The organism is Rhizobium sp. T1470, from assembly GCF_042140505.1.
Lineage (GTDB): Bacteria > Pseudomonadota > Alphaproteobacteria > Rhizobiales > Rhizobiaceae > Rhizobium > Rhizobium favelukesii.
Map to the genome: position 1 here is coordinate 1,725,408 of NZ_CP148092.1, position 22,406 is coordinate 1,747,813.

Here is a 22,406-nt window from a genome sequence, read left to right on the forward strand (position 1 = left end):
TTCGGTGGCAACCGGCGTCATCGAGGTTTTTTGGGGAGCGGACCAGCGTTTCGACCGTTTGCGAGCTGTGAGGTCATCGCTGCGACCGAACGGCGCAGATGCTTAAAGATATATAGGAAATGTATCAAAAAGTACTACGTCAGCTGCGTCGACGGTGCAACTTTTGGAGACCATGATGACGCAAACACTGACGGAGACGACGAAGGCAATCGTGCGCGCGACTGTGCCTGCACTCACAACGCACGGGACTGAGATTACAGCGGCAATGTACAAGCGGCTGTTTGAGAATTCTAAGGTCCGCGACCTGTTCAACCAGTCGAACCAGGGGGAAGGGGGACGTCAGACGAAGGCGCTGGCGCAGGCGATCCTCGCTTACGCCGAGAACATCGACAATCTGGCTATCCTCACCGGAGCCGTTGAGCGCATCGCGCAGAAGCACGTCGGCCTGCACATCCGGCCTGATCACTATCCCCACGTTGCGACCGCTCTTTTGGGTGCGATCAAGGATGTTCTCGGTGAGGTGGCGACGGATGACATCCTCAATGCTTGGGGCGAGGCGTTCTGGTTTCTCGCCAACATCCTGATTGGGCGAGAAGAACAGATCTACGATGATCTTCAATCGTCCGAAGGCGGCTGGAATGGTTGGCGGCAGTTTGCCGTTGCGTCGAAGAGACGCGAAAGCGACATCATCACATCTTTTGTGCTACGACCGGTCGACGGTCGCGCAGTGGTTCGTCATCGCCCCGGTCAATACCTGACCTTTCGGTTCGACGTTCCGGGTCTTCCCCAGCAGCACCGGAATTACAGCATCTCATCTGCTCCCAATGGTGAGAGCTATCGCATCTCGGTCAAACGAGAGATGCACGGGTTGGTATCCGGGTTCCTTCACGATCAGATTGAGGAAGGCGCGGTCATTGAGGTGGCGCCTCCGACCGGAGACTTCCATTTGCCGCCGGGCCAGGAGAGGCCCGTCGTGCTGCTCAGCGGCGGTGTCGGTTTGACGCCGATGGTGAGCATGCTGGAGACGATCGCAAACAGCGGACAAAGGCTTGCCGTCCACTACGTCCATGGCGCCGAGAACGGAAGCGTCCACGCCATGGGACCGCACGTGCGCGATATCGCCAAGAACCGGGAGCATCTAAAGACGACCATCTTCTACGGCAGCCCGCATGATCGAGATCAGAAGGGCGTTCACTTCGACCATGAGGGCTACATCACGATCGATTGGCTGGCCAAGAATACACCCATGGCGGAAGCCGACTTCTACCTCTGCGGCCCAAGACCCTTCCTGGCCGCCTTCGTGAAGGGACTGGCCAAGGCCGGCGTCACCGCAGACCGTATTCACTACGAATTCTTCGGCCCGGCCGACGAGCTCGCCGCGGCCTAGGAAGCCTGAGGTGCCAAGGCGGCTAGCAATGGTCGCCTGGGCCAATTGATTCATCGCGTGGATATCTTTAGTTTGGTGCCTGTGACGTTCCGTGAAGGATCAACAGATGCGTTTGACTGTCTATTCCGACTACGCCTTGCGGCTCATGATGTATCTTGCGCTCAAAGGAGAGCGGCTGTCGACAATCGCGGAAATTGCAGAAGCCTATGATATTTCAAAGGCCCACCTGATGAAGATTACGCATGAGCTCGGGCAAAGGGGTTTGATCGATACCGTGCGCGGCCGTCAGGGCGGAATGCGGCTTGCACGTGCCGTCAAACAGATCGGCGTCGGTGAGATCGTTCGCGCCTGTGAGCCTGATTTTGCGATCGTGCCCTGCATGGAAACTGGCGATGGCGAGATTGTCTGTGTGGTGCAGCCCGCCTGCGTCTTGAAGCGTGCGCTGGCTTCGGCGGCTGCGGCCTTTCTCGATGTGCTCGATGGCTATACGCTGGCAGACCTCGCCCGGCCGTCCGTGCCGTTGCGTCGTCTGCTTGCCCTGCCCGAACCGTGAGGGATCCGGACACCCACCTGGGGTGTCCGGCACCAAATTGCAGCTGCCGATGGCTTATGCCGGGCGGGTGTGAATGGGTTCGGCGCGATGCCAATTTTCCAGGATCCGACCATCGGTGTGGGTCTGCCTGGCCCAGCGAATGCCGTTGGCAATGACCTTGTGCACGGTCTTGTCGTGGTAGATCGGATAGGTTTCGTGGCCGGGGCTGAAGAAGAAGATCCGGCCGCGGCCGCGCTGGAACGTACAGCCACTGCGGAAAACCTCGCCGCCTGAATACCAAGAGATGAAGACGAGTTCATCCGGCTGCGGAATATCGAAAGGCTCGCCATACATTTCTGAGGCGTTGACCTCGAAGAAGGGCGGTAGACCCTCGGCAATCGGGTGAGCCGGATTGACGACCCAGATCCGCTCGAGATCACCCTGGGGCGTTTCGCGCCAGGACAAATTGGCGTTGGTGCCCATCAGCCGGCGGAACAGCTTAGAGTGATGGCCGGAATGCAGGACGAGAAGGCCCATCCCTTTGAGCACCCGCTGCTGTATGCGATCGATCAAGCCGTCGCTCACCTCCTCATGGGCCATGTGGCCCCACCATAGCAACACGTCAGTGTCGTTAAGCAGCGCGTCCGGCAGACCCTCGTGCGGATCGTCGAGCGTACCACGGCGGATTTCGAAATCCGGGTTGGCGATGCCGGCTGCGATCGCACCGTCGATGCGATCAGGGTAGATCTCCTGAACCTCCTTGTGCAGCTGTTCGTGGCGGCCTTCATTCCAGATGGTGACCTTGATTGTCATGGTATCCTCGATGTTTATGATGCTTGGGTCAGACGGATGACCCGACCGGTGGAATCGAACAGATGGCAGGCGGATGTATCGGCTGTGAGCGACACGCGATCGCCGGGCCGCAACGCGATGTCACCTTCTGCGCGGACGACGATCGGCTGTTCCTGCGAGCCGACGGTCATGTATGTCTCGACGCCCAGCCGCTCGACGATGAAAACCTCGGCCGAGAAGTCCCCCTGCCCGTCTGCTGCGATCTTCAGATGCTCCGGCCGGATACCGAGCGTGGCTTGACCCTGCGGCACAACTGCGCCCGCATCAGGCAGGTCGAGCGACAGACCGAACGGGCTTTGGGCGTGGGTCTTGCCGGTGCTCGGCCTCGTGATGAGCACCGGAATGGTGTTCATCTTCGGAGAGCCGATGAAGGTCGCGACGAACTCGTTGTCGGGCTGGTGATAGAGCGTCATCGGCGCACCCTGCTGGGCAACGACCCCCTTGTTCAGAACGACGATGCGGTCGGCCATGGTCATGGCCTCGACCTGGTCATGCGTCACGTAGACGACGGTCGCCTTGAGCTCGCGATGCAGGCGCTGCAGCTCGGCACGCATCTGCACGCGTAGTGCGGAATCGAGGTTGGACAAGGGCTCGTCGAAAAGGATCAGCGACGGCTTCTTGATGATGGCGCGACCAATGGCGACGCGCTGTCTCTGGCCGCCCGACAAGGCAGCGGGACGGCGATCAAGATAGTCCGTCAGCTGCAGGATCTCGGCGACAGCTTCCACCTGGCGACGGATTTCCGCCTCCGGAACCTTCTTCAGGCTGAGGGAGAAGCCGATATTCTCGGCAACCGTCATATGCGGATAAAGCGCGTAGGACTGGAACACCATGGCAATGCCGCGCTTGTCAGGGGGAACATCGTTGATGCGCTTGCCATTGAGGATGAGGTCGCCATCATCGATACCCTCAAGACCCGCGATCATGCGCAGCAAGGTAGACTTGCCGCAGCCAGACGGGCCGACGAACACGGCGAACTCGCCGTCTTCCACGATGATGTCGACCCCCTTGATGACCTCCAATGCACCGTAGAATTTGCGAACATTCCTGAGATTGATCATCGTAAAGCTCTTTCTGGCGTCAGCCTTTGACGCCGCCGGCAAATGTCTGCACGAGGAAGCGGCGGGCAAAGCCGAAGGCGACGACTGCCGGCAGGAGATAGATGAAGGCGAGTGCGGCAAGCAGGCCGTAGTCGATCTCGTTGATGCGCAGGAATGCACGGAAGAGACCAAGCGGCAGCGTCTGCAGCTCTGGCGAAGAGAGGAAGATCAGCGGCAACAGGAAATCGCCCCAGGCTGACATGAAGGCAAACAGCCCGGCGGCGGCCAGTCCCGGCAGCGCCAAAGGGATGAGCACCCGGCGAATGCGTTGTACGAGTGTCGCGCCATCCATCAGTGCCGCCTCTTCATAGTCGCGCGGCAGGCCATCGAAGAACGTTTTCATGATCCACAGCGCCAATGGCAACTGCATCGTTGCAAGCACGAGGATCAGGCCGAGATAGCCATCGATGAAACCCGTCCAGCGCATGATCGGCCGGGCGTATTCGCCAAAGATCGGTCGCAGGATAGCGCCTTCCGCATTATTCAGCGTCAGAAGGAACTTGTAGAGCGGTACGACGAGTGCTGTCGGCGGCAGGACGCGGATCAACAGGATGGCGTAGAGGAACGGCAGCTTCCACCACGCTCTGGTGCGCGACAGCGCATAGCCGCCAAGGCCGGCCAGCACCATCACCAGCACGGTCGCGCCGCCGACCACGAAGAGCGAATTGAACAGCCACTTTGCGCCGTCTTCCTTGGTGAAGACACGCTGGTAGTTGGCGAAGCTCCATTGTTCGGGCCAGCGAAGGAACAGCTGGGCGTTGCCATCGAAGGATGCAAGAAGCACCCAGAAGAAGGGAACGGCGCAAAAGATCGAGATCAGCGACAGCGTTGCGTAGGCAAGCAGGTCCGACCGGGTCTTGTTGGCATTCTCGCTCGGGGAGATCACAGCCATTCAGACCTCCACCTTCATGGCCCGGACGTAGCCGACGCCGAGGATCAGCGAAATCAGCAGGGCGACCACGGCGACGGCCGCACCGTAGCCGAGCTGGAACGCGGTAAAGGACTGGTTGTAGATATAGATGCTGACCAGTTCCGTCGCACCGCCCGGGCCGCCGCGTGTCAGTGCATAGACGAGACCGAAGACGGCGATGGTCGAAACGGCCGAGATCAGCATGTAGAGCAGGATCGTCGGCATCATGAGCGGCAAGGTAATGCGGCGAAACATCTGCGACGGGGTCGCGCCATCCATGCGGGCAGCCTCGTAAATCTCGTTGGGAATGGTGCTGAGGCCCGCCGTCAGAAGGATCATCGCAGTTGCGATGCCGCGCCAGGTGTTGACGACGATGATCATCGAAAGTGGAAAAACCTGCAGCCAGTCGGCCGGCGTTACGCCAAAGAAGCTGACGATACGGCTGAGTGTCGCCTGCTCTCCACCCGCCAACATGGAAATCCACATGAAGCCGGCAACCACCTCGGGCGCGGCATTTGGCAGAAGGATGATCGAGGAAAAAAGCCGCCTAAAGTGGATGCGGCGACGAAGCGCCATCGCTGAGACCAGACCGAGCGCGAACTGCCCGATCACCGCCGAGCCGACCACAAACAGGAAGGTGACGAGCAAGGCGTTCCAGAACTTCGCATCGTTCAGCAACCGCGCATAGTTGCGAATACCGACAAAGCGCGGGCGCAGAGCCGCAGCACCCGTCAGCGCCTCATTGGTGAAGCTCAGATAGACGGAGTAAAGCGCGGGATAGATCACGAAGGCCAGAAGCAGCGCAAGCGAGGGCAACAGGATCAGAAGAAGCTGCCGCTCAGTGCGCCTTTCGTGGACGTTTCGGGCCATGGAAAGCTCTATGACTGTTCGAAAAGGAAATCCGGAGACGCGGGCAAGCCCACGTCTCCCGTGCGTTTTGTTGGTAAGTTTTTGCTTACTTTACGACGTCGTCGCCCAGAGTTTCCTTGACATAGTCGACAAGAATCTTCTGCGCGCCGGCGGCATCGGTTTCCTTGCGCAGCAGCGCTTCTGTAGCGCGTGCAACTCCTTCTGAAACGGTACCGAAGCCGGAGGCCTGTTTCAGGAAGGTGCCTTTTTCTGCTGCGGCATGGATCGGAACGAGTTCCGTCAGCTTCTGGAAGTCGGCGTTTTTAGCCGCATCCTTGCTGGAGGGAATGTTGCCGATGCGGGCTGCGTAGGAAACCTGCGTCTCAACCGACCCGATCTCCATCAGCGCCTTCTTGGCGAGTTCGACATTGGCAGACTTGGCGTTGATGGCCCATGGGGCTGCAAGATTGGCGAGAACATACTGACCACCCCTTTGGCCCGGCACGGTCCAGGTGCCGACGACCTTGGTCACCTCAGGAATCGGGTTCTTGCTTTCACGGCCCCAGTCGAAGATGTAGCACCAGGAACCGCAGGTGGTCGCGGCAAGCTTTCCGGCCGGGAACATCTGATACTTCGGCACGACCCAGGGCTCGGGTCCGAGCAATGGCTGCGTCGGCATCAGATCATTGTCGATCAGTTGCTTGTAGACGTCGAAGACATCCTTGACGCCCTCGCCGTTAAGATCGAGCTTGCCGTCCGCATCGACGAGCTGTGGCGTCTTGGAGCCGACGATCAGGTGTTGGAAGCCTTCGTCAAAGGCGCCGCTTCCCCAGGAAACGCCAGCCGGGAAGAGCAGGCCGTAGGCGCCGGTCTTCTTCTTGATTTCGGCGGCACGATCGAGAAGGTCCTTCCAGGTCTTCGGCTGCTCCGTCGAGATGCCGGCTTTGTCGAGGACGTCCTTGCGGTAGTAGATTTCCTGGATGCCGAGCATGAACGGCATGACATAGGTTTCGCCGTCCGGGCTGACCGCCAGCTGCTTGGCGACGTCATAGAAATTGGCATAGCCATCCCAGGCCTTGATTTCCTTGGTCACCGGCGCGAGGTAACCGGCCTCGACCATATCAGCAACGGCGGCCGTCGTCGGGATGGAAAAGAGGTCAGGCGCGTTGCCGGCGCCGAGCTCGGTCAGCAGTTTCGTCAGATAGTCCTTATCGGGCGCAGGGTATTCCACGACCTCGACGGTCACGCCGTATTTCTTCTCGATCTTCTCGACCGTCGACTTCATGGCGTCGATGCCGGCCTGACCGTGATTGGCAATTCGGATTGTCTCAGCATGCGCCAGCGTCGAAACGGCGCTGAGCAGAATGGCGCACAGGCCACCAATGACCGTCTTCTTCAACGGAAGTCCTCCCTGTTGGTATGCGGCGCCCTCCAGCACCACGGTCGAAAATGTACACGCATTCCAGAGACTGGCAAGATGGTTTTTGATTGGATTTCGGATACACACCGAAGGTATTGAAATAGCATGATTTAATAAATCTTGTTTTTGTTATGTCATTTGTGTAACCGTATACACACAGCATTCGGGAGGATTTTCTCATGTCACGGAAATTGCGGCTTGGCGTCATTGGCGCAGGCCTGAAAGCGGCTGAGTATGCGGCAAGTTGGACTCGCATGCCCGAGATCGAATTTGTCGCGCTTGCCGATACGACACCTTCTTCTCGCCTGCGCCTGATCGACGTTTGCGTTGCGGCCGGAGCGCCGGCGCCGCGGAGCTTTGATGATTACCAAGAGATGCTGGCGTCCTGCCGGGACGATTTGGATATCGTCTATGTCTCTACACCGCATGCATTTCACGGCGAGCAGGCAACGGCTGTTGCAGAAGCCGGCCTCGATCTCTTCCTTGAAAAGCCGATGGTGACAACGGTTGCGCAGGCCGAACGACTGATTGCGGCACAGAAGAAGAGCGGCGTGACAGTTGTAACCGCCTTCCAGGGTGGGCTCTCTCCCCTGGTGATCGATACGCGCAAGCGGGCGCTTGCCGGCGAGTTCGGCGATCTGGTGGCGATATCGGGGATGATCTGGGAAAGCTGGTCGAGCAACTACGACGGCCATTGGAAGCAGCAGCCGGAGATCTCTGGCGGCGGTTTCATGTTCGACACCGGCGCCCATATGATGAATACCGTCTGCCTGCTCGCCAATTCGGATTTCGAGAGCGTGTCGGCCTATATGAACAATCACGGTAAGAACGTCGACATCGCGACCGCCGTTTCGGCCCGCCTCAAGAATGGCGCGCTGGCGACGCTGACGGCGGCCGGCGACGGTCCTCCTGGCTGCGCCTCCTACATCACCTTTTTCTATTCGAAGGCAATCGTTCGCATCGACGCCTGGGGCGGATGGCGCGAGATCAGCGCTGGCCGTACAAACGAGCCGCGCGAGGAAGCGGAAATTCTCGGTAATCCGATGAAAAACTTCCTCGCCATTCGCGACGGGACGATGGAAAACACCGGCTCCGTTGAAATGGGCCTGCGATTCGCTAGGCTCTGGGATGCAATCAAGGAATCGGCTGCGGCGGACGGCGTACCCGTCAAAATAGCGGCGCCATAAACGCGTGGAATAGTTTGAATGAACAAGCGGCGGATCACCTCGAAGGAACTGGCGAAGCTTGCCGGTGTGTCGTCCGCCACGATTTCGCGGGCTTTTTCGCCGGATTCCAGAATCGGAAGTGCGACCCGTGACCGCATTCTGGCGGTGGCTCGCGAATACGGCTATCAGCCGAATGCAATTGCCCGCTCGCTCAACAACCAGCGCTCACGGCTGGTGGCGCTGGTGGTCAACGCGATCGGCAATCCCTGCGAAGCCGAGGAACAGCAGCTTCTCGTTCATCGACTGCAAGCCCGTCAGCTCCTGCCGATCATTTTGTGCTGTGCCGATCACGACGACAGGCTGCAGCTCATGCGCCTCGCCTCCACCTATCAGGTGGATCATGTCGTCGTCTTCTCCGACATGGTGTCGATGCAGGATGCCGTCGACATCTTCCACACCACGAAGCCGATCATCGTCTCTTTCGAACCGCTTGAAAACGAGAGCGTCTCGAGCATCCGGATCGACGGATCGGCCGCCGCCGACGAGATCATCGACAAGATCGTTGCCGACGGCAAAAGACGCTTCGCCTACCTATCGGGCACGAAATCGAGTTGGATCGACAAGCTGCGGCGCAGGTGGTTCGTCGATGCGCTCGCCAAACGCGGCCTCACGCTGCAGGCGGAAGCGTTCGGCGACTACAGCTACGATTCCGGCTTCAAGGAAGCCGTCCTGCTTCTTCACCGCGCCAAGGTGGACGCAATCATCTGCGGCAATGACGTCATGGCCATCGGCGCGCGGGATGCCGCACGGCGCGTGCTTGGGAAGAACACGCCCGATGATATTGCCATCGTCGGCCAGGATGGCATCGCCATGGCGTTGTGGGACTGCAACGACCTGACGACGCTAAGCCTCGACCATACCGCCTTCATCGATGCCGTCGTGGAACTCATCGAGCGTCACGATGCCGAGATCGAAGGCCCCCATAGCATTACCCTCACCTGCACGGCCCGCTGGGGCTCGACAGCCTGAAATCGGTCACGCAGCCGTTGCAATTTCTCTGCGGCTGCTTTCTTCTGGCCCAGACTGGGTTGCGATCTTGAAGGAGAAGCCCGCGGCAAATCCACCACGCCGCGGGGTGACGAAGCTGTTGCGCTTCAACGATCTCTTTTGAAAATCAGCTCATATGCCCAAAGACTGATTGCCATCGCGACAAACATGGCAAGGAATGTCCTGTGGTCCGGCATGTCCTGTCGATCAAGGACGAACGGCAACGTGATGACGAGGAAACCGCAGATGGTCAGCGCGGCCATTGCCGATTGAACCAGAAGCTTCGCGATATTGTTCATGCTCTGATTTCCCTTCGCGGCTTTGTGTCCTCATTGTTCCAAGGATTCGCAGTCCACCATGCAAGCCAACTCTAAAGCATATGGACTCGCCGTCCAACTTGACAAGCCTGGCAAGTCCGGGCCGTTGCGGCTGGGTACACCATGCCCTCAACGAGATCGCGCGCTCACGACGTCTTCGGCCTCCTCGCGGTTCATCGCGAGCACGGTCCTTCCGGTGTCGAAGCTGAAGCCGTTGCGCGCAAATGCCGCCATTTCCTTGGTGACCCCTACCCGATCGACATCGCCACGGCGAAACGGCCCGAAGGCGCGCTTGCGTGCGAAGACCACGGCTGCCAGCAGTTCATCCGCCTCGTCAAGCGCAGCCGTGATGACCTCGCGATCGACGCCCTTCTGGGAAAGGTTTTGCGCGATACGACGCTTTGACCTGCCGCGGCGAACGCCGGAACGCGCGCTGACTTCGGCATAGGTCGCGTCGTTCAGACCGCCATGCTCGCAGGCGAATGTCACGGCCGAATCCGCAACTGCCTTGAGTTGCGGCTCGCTGATGTCCTTAAATTTCTGTTTGGCCTTCCTGACGATGGCATCAAACAATTGTCTTTCGGTCATCATTCCGCGCTCAAGCCGATAGATCGTCGAGTTCCTGGCCCAACTCAGCATGCGCGCAGTCGGGGTGTCTGGCGGGGTCTGATCGTCGGTCACGGTTCAGTCGTGCCCTTATTGCTTACCTGCGAGAGCAGCCAGGCCGTGAATGCTGAGCCAAGCGTATGTTCACGCTTACCATCGGGCGTCACCACATAATAGCTGTTCTCGGTCGACATCGGCTGGTCGAAGACGATCTGCAGTTTTCCGGAGCTTAGCTCTTGTTCGATCAGATAAAGCGGCAGAAGCGCAAACCCCATCGCCATCGTGGCAGCTTCGATGATCATCGAAAACTGGTCGAACCGGTTGCCACGGTATGAGGGATCGGCGTCGATGTCGCAGTGTTCAAACCACTGGCGCCAGAGCCGTGGACGCGTGGCCAGATGCAGGAGCGGTTTGTGTATAAGTTCCGCCGGGCTGGCAACCGGATCCGACTGCAGCAAGGTTGGGCTGGCAACCGGAACGACCTTCTCGTCGCACAAAAACGTGCAGGTTGCCCGTGCCCAGATGGGCTGACCGTAATGAATGGCGAGATCAAAGTTTTCCTGCTCGAAGTCGAATGGTTCGGAGCGGGAGGCGATGTCAACCTGCGAACCCGGGTGGGCAACCAAGAAGCCAGCCAGCCGTGGCGTCAGCCAGCGGCTGCCGAATGTCGGCAGGGTCGCGATTGAAAGCGTCGCCGTTGCGTCGGCACCTGCTGCTGCCCGGATCATCATCTCTTCGGTCTGGTGCAGCAGGCGCCTCGCTTCAGGCAGCAGCCGCTTACCGGCCTCCGACAGGATCGCTCGTTGTCGAACGCGCTCGAAGAGGAGGACACCGAGCTGGGTTTCCAAGTCCTTGATCTGTCGGCTGACGGCGCTTTGCGTCAGGTTGAGTTCGAGAGCCGCGCGCGTGAAGTTGCCGTGGCGAGCGGCAGACTCGAATGATTGCAGTGTCGTCAGGTCGGGTATCAGCTTTCGAGGTAGGGTCATTCCGAAACCGCATTATCTCAGCTTCATTTATCGTTATTCCTCTAGCGTGCAAGCGATATGATCGCAATCCAGAATGAACTCGTCCAATTGGCGTCTCGTGAGAAAAGCTATGCTGACCAAAAGTTACGTCTCCTCCTGTACTATCCGTTCTGCATTTTCTGCGGCCATGTCGGCCATGTATCGGACCGAGGTGCATGCTTACGGCACGCTGATGGACATTGTTGCCAAGGTCAATGCCGCGACGCTTGCCGCCAATCCGGTCCTCAGGCACAGACTAGAAGAAACCAACTCGCTTGAGCGTGTCTCCGAAGAGCGCCATGGTGCCATCCGTCTCGGGACTGCGGCAGAACTTGCGATGATGAGACGCGTCTTTGCGGTCATGGGCATGTTCCCGGTCGGCTACTACGACCTCAGCGAGGCCGGGGTGCCGGTCCACTCTACGGCTTTCCGACCGGTGGGCGATGTCGCCCTGAAGCGCAACCCGTTCCGTGTTTTCACCTCTCTGCTGCGCCTCGACTTGATTGCCGACGAAGAATTGCGCGCTGAAGCCGACGCGATCCTTCAGAAGCGTCAAATCTTCACCGCCGGTGCCATCGAGCTGACCGAAAAGGCCGAGCGCCAGGGTGGACTGGGTGATGACGATGCCGAGCACTTCGTTGCCGAGGTCCTGGAGACGTTTCGCTGGCATGACCAGGCCAATGTTGGCCTCGCCATGTACGGGCGTCTGCATGATGCGCACCGGCTGATTGCCGACGTCGTCTCGTTCAAGGGGCCGCATATCAATCACCTGACGCCGCGCACGCTTGATATCGACGAAGTACAGCGGCTGATGCCGGAATATGGCATTGCGCCGAAGGCGGTCGTCGAAGGTCCGCCGAGCCGTCGCTGCGCAATTCTGTTGCGGCAGACGTCGTTCAAGGCCCTTGAAGAAGCGGTCTCTTTCAGGGATGCAAGCGGTCACTGGCAGGAGGGCACACACACGGCCCGGTTCGGGGAAATCGAAAGCCGCGGCATCGCCCTGACCCCTAAAGGTCGCGCTCTCTACGACAAGCTGCTGACGGACTCGCGCAAAGTGGTTCGTCCGGCCGCTGACGGCTCGAACGCTGCTGCCTACGAGAAGGCGCTTGTCGATGCTTTCGTGCTCTTCCCGGACAGCTGGGCCGAAATCCGCGCACAGGGCCTTGGCTATTTCCGCTATTCTCTGACGGAAAAAGGAGAGAGCGCAGTGGCCTCAGCCGATGCCAGCATCGAGCAACTGTTGTTGGACGGTCTCGTTTGCTTCGACGCGATCGTTTACGAGGATTTCCTACCTGTGAGTGCTGCCGGCATCTTCCAGTCAAACCTCGGCGACGAGGCGACGCAGGAGTTTACCGCAAGCCCCAACCAGCAGCGCTTCGAGCGCGATCTCGGGACGCCTGTTCTCAATGAGTTCGATCATTATGCCGGCATCGAGGCGCAATCGATCGCCGAATGCCGAGCTCGCCTGAGCGCCGCCCAAGCGGCCGAGTGAAGCAACCCAACGACCAGCAACAAGAACCAAACACCAACACAAAGGGTCGTCACATGACCATGGCAGCAAGAGCAGTTGATGTAGCAGAGCAAGCCGTTGCGCTTCTCGATAAGATCGGCGTCGACAAGGCGCTTTATACCGGCGGAGAAATGGCTTCCTACAGCCCGGTCACGGGTGAGCAGCTCGCGGCACTGAAGCCCGACACGCAGGAAGCGGCGAGCGCGAAGATTGACAAGGCTGCCCGCGCATTCGAGACGTGGCGCCTCGTTCCCGCACCGAAGCGCGGTGAGCTTGTCCGCCTGCTGGGCGAGGAACTGCGCGCTGTCAAAACGGAGCTCGGCCGACTGGTCTCGATCGAAGCCGGGAAGATCCCGTCCGAGGGCCTCGGTGAAGTGCAGGAAATGATCGACATCTGCGATTTCGCCGTCGGTCTTTCCCGCCAGCTCTACGGCTTGACCATCGCAACCGAACGGCCGGGACATCGGATGATGGAAACTTGGCATCCGCTCGGCGTCGTCGGTGTCATCTCCGCCTTCAACTTCCCGGTCGCTGTCTGGGCCTGGAACGCTGCGCTTGCGCTGGTTTGTGGCAACGCCGTCGTTTGGAAGCCTTCCGAAAAGACCCCGCTTACGGCACTTGCCTCGCAGGCCATCCTGCAGCGCGCGATTGCGCGGTTCGGCGATGCGCCGAATGGCCTGAGCGAAGTGCTGATTGGCGATCGCGCCGTCGGCGCGGTCCTTGTCGATCATCCAAAGGTGCCGGTTGTTTCGGCGACGGGCTCAACGCGCATGGGCCGGGACGTTGGTCCTCGCCTGGCACGCCGCTTTGCACGTGCGATCCTGGAACTCGGCGGCAACAATGCCGGCATTGTCTGCCCATCGGCCGATCTCGACATGGCGTTGCGCGCCATCGCTTTCGGAGCAATGGGCACGGCCGGCCAGCGTTGCACGACGCTTCGCCGTCTCTTCGTTCACGAGAGCGTCTATGATCAACTCGTGCCGCGACTGAAGAAAGCCTATGCCAATGTCTCTGTCGGCAATCCGCTTGAAAGCACGGCACTGGTCGGCCCGCTGATCGACAAGCTCGCCTTCGACAACATGCAGAAGGCGCTTGGCGAGGCGAAAGCCCATGGCGGCGTGGTCAGCGGCGGCGAGCGCGTCGCGTTGCCGTATGATAAGGCTTACTACGCCAAACCGGCCCTCGTGGAATTGCCATCACAGATCGGTCCGGTGCTGGAGGAAACCTTCGCGCCGATCCTCTACGTCATGAAATACAACGACTTCGATCAGGTCCTCGAAGACCACAATGCGGTCGGCGCCGGTCTCTCTTCGTCGATCTTCACGCTGGATCTACGGGAGGCTGAACGCTTCCTGTCGGCCGATGGATCCGATTGCGGTATTGCGAACGTCAACATCGGAACCTCGGGCGCCGAGATCGGTGGCGCATTTGGCGGCGAGAAGGAAACGGGTGGCGGCCGCGAGTCGGGCTCCGATGCATGGAAAGCCTATATGCGCCGGGCCACCAACACGATCAACTACTCCAGAGCTCTGCCGCTTGCGCAGGGCGTCTCCTTCGAAATCGAGTAGGAGCGGCTATGACCATCGAGGTGAAAATCGAGGAGGCGGGCTTCAGGCCCGCCTCAAGGATATCCGTGATCGGAGTCTCCGAAATCCTGCAGATCGGCGCGCGCGCCGCGGTCATGAAGCGGGAAGGCAGACCGGTCATTATCCTTGGCGCCGGCGAACCCGATTTCGAAACGCCCGATCATGTCAAGCAGGCTGCCTGGGACGCGATGCAGCGCGGCGATACCAAATATACGGCCCTCGACGGCACGCCGGCGTTGAAGGAAGCGATCCGCACCAAGTTTCAGCGCGAGAACGATCTTTCCTTCGAAGTTGGCGAGATAACCGTCGCCACCGGCGCCAAGCAGATCCTCTTCAACGCGATGATGGCGACGGTCGATCCCGGCGACGAGGTGATCATCCCCACTCCCTACTGGACGTCCTATTCCGATATCGTTCAGATCTGCGACGGCAAGCCTGTCCTCGTTGCCTGCGATGCAGACAGCGGGTTTCGCCTGACCGCCGAAAAGCTCGAAGCGGCGATCACGCCGCGGACGCGTTGGCTGTTGCTGAACTCACCGTCCAATCCGTCCGGTGCCGCTTATAGCGCCGATGACTACCGGCCGTTGCTGGACGTGTTGCTCAGGCATCCGCATGTCTGGCTGATGGTCGACGACATGTACGAGCACATCGTCTACGACGATTTCCGGTTCTTCACGCCATTGCAGTTGGACCCGCGCCTGCGCGAGCGCACGCTGACGATCAACGGCGTCTCAAAGGCCTACGCAATGACCGGCTGGCGTATCGGCTATGCCGGTGGGCCGAAGGCGCTCATTAAAGCGATGTCCGTGGTACAGAGCCAGGCGACGTCCTGCCCGTCCTCGATCAGCCAGGCCGCAGCTGTTGCCGCGCTCGACGGACCGCAGGATTTTCTTGCCGAGCGAACGGAGAGCTTCAGGCGGCGGCGCGATCTCGTCGTTTCCGGTCTCAACGCAATTGACGGCCTCGATTGCCGCGTTCCCGAAGGCGCCTTTTATACCTTCTCCGGATGTGGCGGGATTCTCGGCAGGACGATGCCGGGCGGTCGCAAGATCGCAACGGACAGCGAGTTTTGCGCCTACCTCCTCGAGGAGGCGAATGTCGCGGTCGTCCCGGGTTCGGCCTTTGGCCTTTCGCCGTTCTTCAGGATCTCTTATGCCTCAGCAGAGGCGGATCTCAAGGAAGCCCTGGAGCGTATCGCGACCGCTTGCCGGCGGCTCGCGTAATTAATTTCGGGGGCGCGAGGCGGGCTTGGCAGTTTCGCGCCGTTCCGGCGAATAAATGACGTCAAGAAAACGCCCGGACACGATGCCCGGGCGCGTTTTCTGTTGATTGGTTCAGCTAAGCGGATCAGCCGGCGATCTTTTCACCGTAAGCCTTCTGGGCATAGTAATGGCCGAAGCGGCTGTCGAGGAACATGTCGAGACCGATGTCTTCCTGCCGGACGAAGCCCTTCGTCGGCAGCTCGTCCTTGGCCAGCATGTCAAGCACGGCGCAGATGCTCGATGCTGTTGTGATCTGGATGGCGCTCATCATGCGGCCGGCGACGACGGCGCTGTAGACCTTGTTGGCGTAGGTCTCCTGCACAAGGCGGCCGTTCTTCCAGCCGGACACGGTGACGAAGATGATCACGACATCCTGCATCGTCGAAGGCAATGCGTGCTCCAGGATATCCTTGAGGACGTCGCGGCGGTGGCGCAGGCCGAGATCGCTTAGCAGCGCTTTCATGATGGCGGCATGACCGGGGTAGCGGATGGTGCGGTAGTTCAAGGTCCGGACCTTGTCCTTCAGCGTTTCGCACAGCGTGCCAAGGCCGCCGGAGGTGTTGAAGGCCTCATAAGTCACGCCATCAAGGGAGAACTCTTCACGTTCTTCCAGGGCCGGTACCTCGATCAGCTGTCCATCGACGATCGCCTCGCAAGGCTCGATGTACTCGTTGATGACGCCGTCCGTGCTCCAGGTCAGATTGTAGTTCAAGGCATTCGATGGATACTGCGGCAGAGCACCAACGCGCATGCGGACGCTGTCGAGCTTGTCGAAGCGGCTTGCTAGATCATTGGCAACGATCGAGATGAAGCCTGGCGCGAGGCCACACTGCGGAATGAACGCGGTGGATGCGCTGGCGGCGATCGCTTTCACCCTGCGGGTGGATTCGACGTCCTCGGTCAGATCGAGGTAATGCACGCCGGCGTCTGCGGCTGCCTCGGCAATTGCAATGGTCAGGTGGAACGGCGCGGCACTCAGGACGGCGAACTTGCCGGAGAGAAGTCTGACGAGGGCTGCGTGGTCGGCGATGTCGACCTCCGCCAGGTTAAGCGCCGGGTTGGCCTCCATGTGGTCCAGCTGCTGCCTGCTGCGGTCGGCAAGCGTGACATGATAGTCGCCGGAATGGATGAGAAGACGGGCGATTGTCGAGCCGATCTTGCCGGCGCCGATGACGACGATGTTTTTCATATGCGTTCCCTCTATTGGATCGAGAAATCTTTATGCTTTCTTTATTCCCGTCGGTTTGGTTGATTCACAGCGCGAGAATGATAAAATCGACTAGATTTATTCGCCAGAATGCCGTTTGGATTGATCAATATGACGATGAGCGACAAGGATCGGCAGCTTCTGTCGATTCTCAGCGAAAACGCCCGCCTGTCGACCGCCATGCTGGCGCGCAGGCTCGGCCTGTCGCGCACCACGGTCCAAGCCAAGATCGAGCGGCTTGAGCGGGACGGCGTCATTGCCGGTTATGGCGTGCGGCTTTCTGATGACTTCGAGAGCGGCCAGATAAAGGCGCACGTGCTAATTACCTTGGCGGCCAAGGCGCTCGGACGCGTCACGCAGGAGCTACAGGCGATTGCCGATGTCCGCTCGGTCTATTCGGTGAGCGGCAGTTTCGACATGATTGCAATCGTTGCGTCGGCATCGATCAGCGAACTCGACATGGTTATCGACAAGATTGGCGATATCGATGGCGTCGAGAAGACGCTCTCATCAATCATTCTGTCGACGCGCATCAACCGCTAGTGGCGTCGTCATGTCCGTGCCCTACTTTGACGAGGCACTAGGCACGATAGACGACCGCCGCACCGGTGAGACCTGCGCCTGCTGCGGCCAGAAGCAGGGTTTCACCGTCCTGCAGGGGTCGGGCGGCTGCGTCGAGCGACAAGGAGAGCGGGATTGTCGCCGCCGAAGAATTTCCGAACTGGTCGAGCGAGCAGACGGTCCGTTCGGGTTCGATCCCAAGGTTGGCTGCGACCGCCTGGAATATCCGGACATTGGCCTGGTGTGGCACGAATCGGGTGATCGCTCCGGTCTCTATGGCGGCCCTGTCGAGCGCCCTTTTCGAGGCGCTACTCATCATGTCAACCGCCCGCGAAAACACCTCGCGTCCGTCCCGCATCGTCATCAGATATTCCTCAGCGGCACGCTCTGGTGAAAAGGGTTTGTTACTGCCGCCTGCGGTAATCGAGATCAGCTCATAGCCGCTGCCTTCGGAGCATAGATCGGTGCCGAGGATGCCGGTGGCCGGATCGCTTGCCGGCGTCAAAACGACCGCGCCTGCTGCATCTGCAAACAGAACGCTACTGGCTCGTTCAGCCGGGTTGATGCGACGGCTGAGGATATTGGCGGCGACGACAAGAACGGCCTTGCCCTGCGTGCGCACGAAACCGTCCGCGAGCGTCAACGCGTAGAGAAATCCCGAGCAGGCGCCGGCCAGGTCGATCGCGCCCGAATTTACAAGTCCGAGTTTGTGGGCAACAAGCGGTGCCGACGGCGGCAGCAGGTGATCCGGTGTCGAGGTTGCCAGGAGCATCAGGCCGATCTCAGATCGATCGGTTCCGGCGTTATCGAGGGCCATGGCCCCTGCTTTGACGGCAAGGCCGCTAAGCGTGTCGCCGTCTTCTGCCCAGTAGCGGGTACGAATGCCGGTGCGACGTTCGATCCAGCCGGTCTCGAGCCCGAGGGATTGTTCGATCTCGGCGTTTTCGACGCAGCGACCCGGAACGCCGTGGCCAAAACCTGCGATGCGCGCGGAGCCGACGCCCATCATGCTGCGGTTCCAATCAGGACGCTTGCTGCCTCGTCGATCGCATCATAGAGGCGGTCGATCTCGGCTTCCGACACGCAGTATGGCGGCATGAGGTAGATGACGTTTCCCAGAGGACGGATGAGAAGGTTACGCTCGCGGAAGAAGGCGCGCAGCCGCGGTCCTATGTCGGCTAAATATCCATCCGAGGGAACGGCGAGGTCCAGCGCGGCAATGGTTCCAGATTGCCGGACGTTCCTGAATCGTGGATTCCCGACAAAGCGTTGCAGCGCCTGCCCTTGCAATGCAACGAGGCGATCGATGCGCGCCTGGACCGGCTCGCCCGTCCAGATCTTCAGGTTGGCAACTGCTGCCGCGCAGGCAATCGGATTGGCAGTGTAGGAACTTGAATGGAAGAAGGTCTTCCGGCGATCGGTCGAAAGATGCGCTTCAAAGATCTCACTTGTGCAAAGCGTCGCCGCAAGCGGCATGGCGCCCCCGGTCAGGCCCTTCGAGGTACACAAGATGTCGGGAAGAACGCCCGCCCGATCGCACGCAAACAGGGTACCGGTCCTGCCCCAGCCCGTCATCACTTCATCGGCGATGAGGAGCACCCCGTGGCGTTGGGCAATTTTCTTGAGTTCGCCAAGCACGGAAGGGGTAAACATCTTCATGCCACCGGCGCCAAGCACCAGCGGCTCGATCAAAAGGGCCGCGACCCTGCCCGAGCAGCACGCTACCTCGAAAGCATCAAGCGTAATTTGCTCCAGGCCTGGCTCCGGAAATGGAAGTGAATCGACACCAAACAGCAAGGGCTCATAGGCAGCGTTGAAGACGCCCCTTTCACCGACGGACATGGTTCCGATCGTGTCGCCATGATAGCCATGCTCCATCACAACGATCCGGTCGCGGCGTCGACCGGTATTGTGGAAGAAGCCGAGCGCCATCTTCAGGGCGACTTCGACTGCCGTCGAGCCACTGTCGGAATAGAAGACGTGCTGCAGCCCAGCCGGGCTTACCTTGATAAGACCACGGGCAAGATCCTCGGCCGGGGCGTGGGTGTATTCGGCAAAGATGATCTGGTCGTAGACCTCAGTCGCCTGGCGGATCGCCTCCATGATCGTCGGGTGCCGGTGGCCATGGGTGATCACCCACCAGGACGAAATCGCATCGAGAATGCGATTGCCGGCTTCGTCGACCAGATACGCGCCGTCGGTGGCAACAACCTTCTTCATCGTAGGCTCAAGAGCGTGCTGCGTGAACGGATGCCATATGGGGGAACGCGTCATGACCGCAGGCTCCGAAACATCGTGATGTCGAAACCCCGATGAAAGGCTTCCATCAGTCTCTCATGGGTTAGTGGGTTGGTCGGCGCCAGTCGCCCCAACGTGCGAACGCCGCTCATCTGGACGATGATCCTCTGCGTCTCGAGGTTCTCCTCGCCTGTGAAGGCAATGCCGAAGACTGGGACGGTTCGTCGCTGCAACGCCTCGAGCGACATCAATGTATGGTTGATGGTGCCGAGCGAGGTACGGGCGCAAACAATGACAGGCACCTGCCAGCGGGCGAAGACATCGGCGAACAGGGTCTTTGACGTCAGGGGTACGAGAACGCCGCCGGCGCCCTCGATGACAAGCGAGCCGGCAGTCGTCGGCGGCGAGAGTGCGCCTGGATCTATCACCACGTCGTCGAGCATCGCCGCATGGTGCGGGGAAGCGGGGGTCTTTAGCCGGTAGGCTTCCCGAACGATCCGTTCGGCCGGAACATTGCCCAATCGTGCGACCGTTTCAGCGTCCGTTTCCTCTTCCAGCCCCGATTGGACGGGCTTCCAGTAGCAAGCGCCGAGGGCGGACGTCAAAGCGGCAGCGAAGACAGTCTTGCCGATACCGGTGTCGGTGCCGGTGACGACGAAACGCGCCATCATTCCTGCTCCTTTCGCATGGCAACCGCCAGCCGCTCGAACAGTCGCGAAATGGTCGCTTGATCAACGTTGAGAGTAATGGAGATGCGCAGTCGCGCCGTGCCTTCCGGTACGGTCGGGGGACGAATGGGCCTGACGTCGAAACCATCGCTTCGAAGGCGCTCGGCGAGCCGTACCGCGCGATGATTATTGCCGATCAAAACCGGCTGGATCTGCGACTTGCTGGATCGCATCCCAATCGTTGTTTCCATCTCGCGACTGGCAAAGGACACAAGTTTGGCGAGCTTGTCGCGACGCTCCGGTTCATCGGCCAGGATCCGCAATGACTCTCGCAGCGTCGCCGCCATCAGCGGAGACGGCGCCGTCGAGTAGATGAAGTTCCGCGCGCGGTTGATGAGAAAATCGCAGATGATTGCCGGTCCGACGACGATCGCGCCCGATGCTCCGAGCGCCTTGCCGCAGGTGTGCAGCGTGATACAGTTTTCCGGATGCCCCAGGCATTCGGCCAGGCCGCGCCCGCCTTCACCGAAGACGCCCGTCGCGTGCGCCTCGTCGACGACGAGGAAACCGTCATGCTCTGTCGCAAGCTGCGCCAGCGCGCGAAGCGGCGCTTGATCTCCGTCCATCGAGTAGAGGCTCTCGACGGCGATCCACGGTCGGCCGGTGCCGCCAGCGCGACGCCATGTGCGGACGGCATCTGCGACCGCGTCCACATCGTTGTGCGGGGTTGCGATCGATGGCGCACGGCTCGCCGAAATCCCCTCATGGGCACTGGCATGGATCAGGGCGTCGTGGACGATGATGTCCTGGCGTTGTGGCAAGGTCGAGAACAACGCGACATTGGCTGCATAGCCGCTGCCGAAATAAAGCGCTTGCTCGGCCCCGAAATATGCCGCGGCCTCCCGCTCCAGCGCCTGATGCTCCGGATGATTGCCACGCAACAGGCGGGAGCCGCCTGCCCCGACCGGCATGCCGCGGTCCAGTGCATCCCGAAGCGCATCCTTGAGCCGCTGCGAATGGGCGAGGCCAAGATAGTCGTTCGAGGTGAAATCGGTGCCGGACGGCGCGACAAGGTTCCGGCTCCTCCCCTTGCGATCAAGGCCAGCGAGCTTGCGCTCGTAAATCGCAAGGCTGGCGGCGGTCATTCCGTGCGCTCCAGCTGCTCCGCCTTCAGCCCCAGGCGACGGAAGAGAGCCGCGTCGTGATCCTCGCCGGGGTTGTCAGCGGTTAATAGGGTTTCGCCTACGAATATCGAATTGGCACCGGCAAAGAAACAGAGCGCCTGGGTTTCGTCTGACATTTCGGTGCGTCCCGCCGACAGGCGCACGTGGGACTTCGGCATCAGAATACGCGCCAGCGCGATTGTCCTGACGAAGTCGATTGGGTCGATCGGCTCTGCATTGGCAAGTCTCGAGCCGGGAATCGGGATCAGCATGTTGATGGGGACGCTTTCGGGCGGCGTCGGCAGGTTTGCAAGCGTGACAAGCATCGCGATGCGGTCTTCGGCCGTCTCGCCCATGCCGAGAATGCCGCCTGCGCAGACCTTGATGCCGGCCTCGCGGACATTGGCCAGCGTCTCCAGGCGATCGGCAAACGTGCGGGTCGTGATGATCTCGCTGTAGAAGCGCTCGGAGGTGTCAACATTGTGGTTGTAGTAGTCGAGGCCGGCGTCGGCGAGCGCGGCAGATTGGTGCGGTGTCAACATGCCAAGCGTCATGCACGTTTCCATGCCGAGCGCCTTTACGCCCGCGACCATCGCGACGATTGCATCCATGTCGCGGTCCTTTGGGCTGCGCCAGGCAGCACCCATGCAATACCGCGTTGCACCCCCGTCCTTGGCGCTTTGCGCTTCGGTAAGAACGCGCTCCACCTCCATGAGCTTTGATGCCTTGAGGCCGGTCGGATAGTGGGCGGACTGGCTGCAATAGCCGCAATCTTCGGCGCATCCGCCGGTCTTGATCGACAGCAGGCGGCTCATCTGCACCGCGTTCGGGTCGAAATTGACCCGATGGATGCTGTGGGCACGAAACAGAAGGTCATTGAACGGCAAATTATAGATAAAACTAGCTTCCGGTCGCGTAACCCGGTCACGAGGGACGCCGTCGCAAGCAATTTTCTTGGCCTGATGGTCAATATGAGGCTGCATATGTCCGAAACCTTTTCACTATGGAATGGCGAGACGTA

Annotated in this window: 22 protein-coding genes; 8 read left to right on the forward strand and 14 right to left on the reverse strand. The window is 60.2% G+C overall.

What is annotated here, in order from left to right:
* Positions 1–175 precede the first annotated feature (175 nt).
* Both hmpA and WGT02_RS29590 read left to right on the forward strand, forming a co-directional pair.
* Positions 176–1,387, forward strand: a complete 1,212-nt coding sequence (gene hmpA, locus WGT02_RS29585) for an NO-inducible flavohemoprotein (protein ID WP_208246677.1) — start codon at positions 176–178, stop codon at positions 1,385–1,387.
* 106 nt (positions 1,388–1,493) lie between these two features.
* Entirely contained in the window at positions 1,494–1,940 is a 447-nt protein-coding gene (locus tag WGT02_RS29590; RefSeq protein ID WP_208246678.1) for an Rrf2 family transcriptional regulator, read from the forward strand.
* Positions 1,941–1,994: 54 nt separating this feature from the next.
* Here the strand turns inward: WGT02_RS29590 and WGT02_RS29595 are convergent, their stop codons facing one another.
* From WGT02_RS29595 to WGT02_RS29615, 5 genes are all read right to left on the reverse strand, one after another.
* On the reverse strand, positions 1,995–2,732 hold the full coding sequence (locus WGT02_RS29595) for a ThuA domain-containing protein (RefSeq protein WP_208246681.1): 738 nt from the start codon (positions 2,730–2,732) through the stop codon (positions 1,995–1,997).
* A gap of 14 nt (positions 2,733–2,746) precedes the next feature.
* On the reverse strand, positions 2,747–3,832 hold the full coding sequence (locus WGT02_RS29600) for an ABC transporter ATP-binding protein (protein ID WP_024315237.1): 1,086 nt from the start codon (positions 3,830–3,832) through the stop codon (positions 2,747–2,749).
* A 19-nt stretch (positions 3,833–3,851) separates the two neighbouring features.
* Positions 3,852–4,763 carry a carbohydrate ABC transporter permease gene (locus WGT02_RS29605; RefSeq protein WP_024315238.1) on the reverse strand — a complete coding sequence of 304 codons (912 nt, stop codon included), beginning with the start codon at positions 4,761–4,763 and terminating at the stop codon, positions 3,852–3,854.
* Complete coding sequence (locus tag WGT02_RS29610) at positions 4,764–5,651, reverse strand: carbohydrate ABC transporter permease (protein WP_208246683.1); 888 nt, start codon at positions 5,649–5,651, stop codon at positions 4,764–4,766.
* An 85-nt stretch (positions 5,652–5,736) separates the two neighbouring features.
* Positions 5,737–7,029 (reverse strand): ABC transporter substrate-binding protein, encoded by a 1,293-nt coding sequence (locus WGT02_RS29615; RefSeq protein ID WP_208246685.1) that lies wholly within the window; start codon positions 7,027–7,029, stop codon positions 5,737–5,739.
* 200 nt (positions 7,030–7,229) lie between these two features.
* Here WGT02_RS29615 and WGT02_RS29620 point away from each other — a divergent pair, with 200 nt between their 5' ends.
* The gene (locus WGT02_RS29620; RefSeq protein ID WP_208246687.1) at positions 7,230–8,237 is read left to right on the forward strand and encodes a Gfo/Idh/MocA family protein; all 1,008 of its coding nucleotides are present in this window, start codon (positions 7,230–7,232) and stop codon (positions 8,235–8,237) included.
* Positions 8,238–8,255: 18 nt separating this feature from the next.
* Positions 8,256–9,245, forward strand: a complete 990-nt coding sequence (locus WGT02_RS29625) for a LacI family DNA-binding transcriptional regulator (protein ID WP_024315242.1) — start codon at positions 8,256–8,258, stop codon at positions 9,243–9,245.
* Positions 9,246–9,370: 125 nt separating this feature from the next.
* Here WGT02_RS29625 and WGT02_RS29630 read toward each other — a convergent pair whose 3' ends face one another.
* The 3 genes from WGT02_RS29630 to WGT02_RS29640 all read right to left on the reverse strand — a co-directional run bounded on the left by WGT02_RS29630 (position 9,371) and on the right by WGT02_RS29640 (position 11,172).
* Positions 9,371–9,562: a hypothetical protein gene (locus WGT02_RS29630; protein WP_024315243.1), complete on the reverse strand. Its 192-nt coding sequence runs from the start codon at positions 9,560–9,562 to the stop codon at positions 9,371–9,373.
* A gap of 147 nt (positions 9,563–9,709) precedes the next feature.
* Complete coding sequence (recX, locus tag WGT02_RS29635; protein ID WP_024315244.1) at positions 9,710–10,261, reverse strand: recombination regulator RecX; 552 nt, start codon at positions 10,259–10,261, stop codon at positions 9,710–9,712.
* Positions 10,258–11,172, reverse strand: a complete 915-nt coding sequence (locus WGT02_RS29640) for a LysR family transcriptional regulator (RefSeq protein WP_208246689.1) — start codon at positions 11,170–11,172, stop codon at positions 10,258–10,260. The genes recX and WGT02_RS29640 overlap by 4 nt, the downstream gene beginning before the upstream one ends.
* Positions 11,173–11,281: 109 nt before the next feature.
* On the opposite strand from WGT02_RS29640, the gene WGT02_RS29645 reads away from it, so the two are divergent.
* From WGT02_RS29645 to WGT02_RS29655, 3 genes are read left to right on the forward strand one after another with little or no spacing between them, the layout of a single operon-like run.
* Positions 11,282–12,682 carry a VOC family protein gene (locus WGT02_RS29645; RefSeq protein WP_208246691.1) on the forward strand — a complete coding sequence of 467 codons (1,401 nt, stop codon included), beginning with the start codon at positions 11,282–11,284 and terminating at the stop codon, positions 12,680–12,682.
* Positions 12,683–12,735: 53 nt separating this feature from the next.
* Complete coding sequence (locus WGT02_RS29650) at positions 12,736–14,268, forward strand: aldehyde dehydrogenase family protein (RefSeq protein ID WP_024315247.1); 1,533 nt, start codon at positions 12,736–12,738, stop codon at positions 14,266–14,268.
* Between the two features lie 8 nt (positions 14,269–14,276).
* Positions 14,277–15,509, forward strand: a complete 1,233-nt coding sequence (locus WGT02_RS29655) for a pyridoxal phosphate-dependent aminotransferase (RefSeq protein WP_208246693.1) — start codon at positions 14,277–14,279, stop codon at positions 15,507–15,509.
* A 124-nt stretch (positions 15,510–15,633) separates the two neighbouring features.
* On the opposite strand, the gene WGT02_RS29660 is transcribed toward WGT02_RS29655, so the two are convergent.
* Entirely contained in the window at positions 15,634–16,737 is a 1,104-nt protein-coding gene (locus tag WGT02_RS29660; RefSeq protein ID WP_024315249.1) for a saccharopine dehydrogenase family protein, read from the reverse strand.
* A 129-nt stretch (positions 16,738–16,866) separates the two neighbouring features.
* Here WGT02_RS29660 and WGT02_RS29665 point away from each other — a divergent pair, with 129 nt between their 5' ends.
* Complete coding sequence (locus tag WGT02_RS29665; RefSeq protein ID WP_024315250.1) at positions 16,867–17,298, forward strand: Lrp/AsnC family transcriptional regulator; 432 nt, start codon at positions 16,867–16,869, stop codon at positions 17,296–17,298.
* A 37-nt stretch (positions 17,299–17,335) separates the two neighbouring features.
* On the opposite strand, the gene WGT02_RS29670 is transcribed toward WGT02_RS29665, so the two are convergent.
* The 5 genes from WGT02_RS29670 to bioB are packed head-to-tail and all read right to left on the reverse strand — an operon-like array spanning position 17,336 to position 22,368.
* Positions 17,336–18,322 carry a beta-ketoacyl-ACP synthase III gene (locus WGT02_RS29670; RefSeq protein ID WP_024315251.1) on the reverse strand — a complete coding sequence of 329 codons (987 nt, stop codon included), beginning with the start codon at positions 18,320–18,322 and terminating at the stop codon, positions 17,336–17,338.
* Entirely contained in the window at positions 18,322–19,590 is a 1,269-nt protein-coding gene (locus WGT02_RS29675; protein WP_024315252.1) for an adenosylmethionine--8-amino-7-oxononanoate transaminase, read from the reverse strand. Before WGT02_RS29675 ends, WGT02_RS29670 begins: the two co-directional genes overlap by 1 nt.
* A complete protein-coding gene (gene bioD, locus WGT02_RS29680) occupies positions 19,587–20,225 on the reverse strand; it encodes a dethiobiotin synthase (protein WP_024315253.1) in 639 nt (212 codons plus the stop codon). The genes WGT02_RS29675 and bioD overlap by 4 nt, the downstream gene beginning before the upstream one ends.
* Positions 20,222–21,367 carry an 8-amino-7-oxononanoate synthase gene (locus WGT02_RS29685; protein ID WP_024315254.1) on the reverse strand — a complete coding sequence of 382 codons (1,146 nt, stop codon included), beginning with the start codon at positions 21,365–21,367 and terminating at the stop codon, positions 20,222–20,224. The genes bioD and WGT02_RS29685 overlap by 4 nt, the downstream gene beginning before the upstream one ends.
* Positions 21,364–22,368 (reverse strand): biotin synthase BioB, encoded by a 1,005-nt coding sequence (bioB, locus tag WGT02_RS29690; protein ID WP_225040039.1) that lies wholly within the window; start codon positions 22,366–22,368, stop codon positions 21,364–21,366. Before bioB ends, WGT02_RS29685 begins: the two co-directional genes overlap by 4 nt.
* Between the last annotated feature and the right edge of the window lie 38 nt (positions 22,369–22,406).

Bases quoted from the DNA above. Each gene is read 5' to 3' on its own strand.
- WGT02_RS29675 (WP_024315252.1), bottom strand. From the start codon at position 19,590: ATGACGCGTTCCCCCATATGGCATCCGTTCACGCAGCACGCTCTTGAG.
- WGT02_RS29610 (WP_208246683.1), bottom strand. From the start codon at position 5,651: ATGGCCCGAAACGTCCACGAAAGGCGCACTGAGCGGCAGCTTCTTCTG.
- WGT02_RS29665 (WP_024315250.1), top strand. From the start codon at position 16,867: ATGACGATGAGCGACAAGGATCGGCAGCTTCTGTCGATTCTCAGCGAA.
- WGT02_RS29620 (WP_208246687.1), top strand. From the start codon at position 7,230: ATGTCACGGAAATTGCGGCTTGGCGTCATTGGCGCAGGCCTGAAAGCG.
- WGT02_RS29660 (WP_024315249.1), bottom strand. From the start codon at position 16,737: ATGAAAAACATCGTCGTCATCGGCGCCGGCAAGATCGGCTCGACAATC.
- bioB (WP_225040039.1), bottom strand. From the start codon at position 22,368: ATGCAGCCTCATATTGACCATCAGGCCAAGAAAATTGCTTGCGACGGC.
- WGT02_RS29605 (WP_024315238.1), bottom strand. From the start codon at position 4,763: ATGGCTGTGATCTCCCCGAGCGAGAATGCCAACAAGACCCGGTCGGAC.
- WGT02_RS29625 (WP_024315242.1), top strand. From the start codon at position 8,256: ATGAACAAGCGGCGGATCACCTCGAAGGAACTGGCGAAGCTTGCCGGT.
- WGT02_RS29650 (WP_024315247.1), top strand. From the start codon at position 12,736: ATGACCATGGCAGCAAGAGCAGTTGATGTAGCAGAGCAAGCCGTTGCG.
- bioD (WP_024315253.1), bottom strand. From the start codon at position 20,225: ATGATGGCGCGTTTCGTCGTCACCGGCACCGACACCGGTATCGGCAAG.
- WGT02_RS29630 (WP_024315243.1), bottom strand. From the start codon at position 9,562: ATGAACAATATCGCGAAGCTTCTGGTTCAATCGGCAATGGCCGCGCTG.
- WGT02_RS29600 (WP_024315237.1), bottom strand. From the start codon at position 3,832: ATGATCAATCTCAGGAATGTTCGCAAATTCTACGGTGCATTGGAGGTC.
- hmpA (WP_208246677.1), top strand. From the start codon at position 176: ATGACGCAAACACTGACGGAGACGACGAAGGCAATCGTGCGCGCGACT.
- WGT02_RS29590 (WP_208246678.1), top strand. From the start codon at position 1,494: ATGCGTTTGACTGTCTATTCCGACTACGCCTTGCGGCTCATGATGTAT.
- WGT02_RS29595 (WP_208246681.1), bottom strand. From the start codon at position 2,732: ATGACAATCAAGGTCACCATCTGGAATGAAGGCCGCCACGAACAGCTG.
- WGT02_RS29685 (WP_024315254.1), bottom strand. From the start codon at position 21,367: ATGACCGCCGCCAGCCTTGCGATTTACGAGCGCAAGCTCGCTGGCCTT.
- WGT02_RS29640 (WP_208246689.1), bottom strand. From the start codon at position 11,172: ATGACCCTACCTCGAAAGCTGATACCCGACCTGACGACACTGCAATCA.
- WGT02_RS29655 (WP_208246693.1), top strand. From the start codon at position 14,277: ATGACCATCGAGGTGAAAATCGAGGAGGCGGGCTTCAGGCCCGCCTCA.
- WGT02_RS29645 (WP_208246691.1), top strand. From the start codon at position 11,282: ATGCTGACCAAAAGTTACGTCTCCTCCTGTACTATCCGTTCTGCATTT.
- WGT02_RS29670 (WP_024315251.1), bottom strand. From the start codon at position 18,322: ATGGGCGTCGGCTCCGCGCGCATCGCAGGTTTTGGCCACGGCGTTCCG.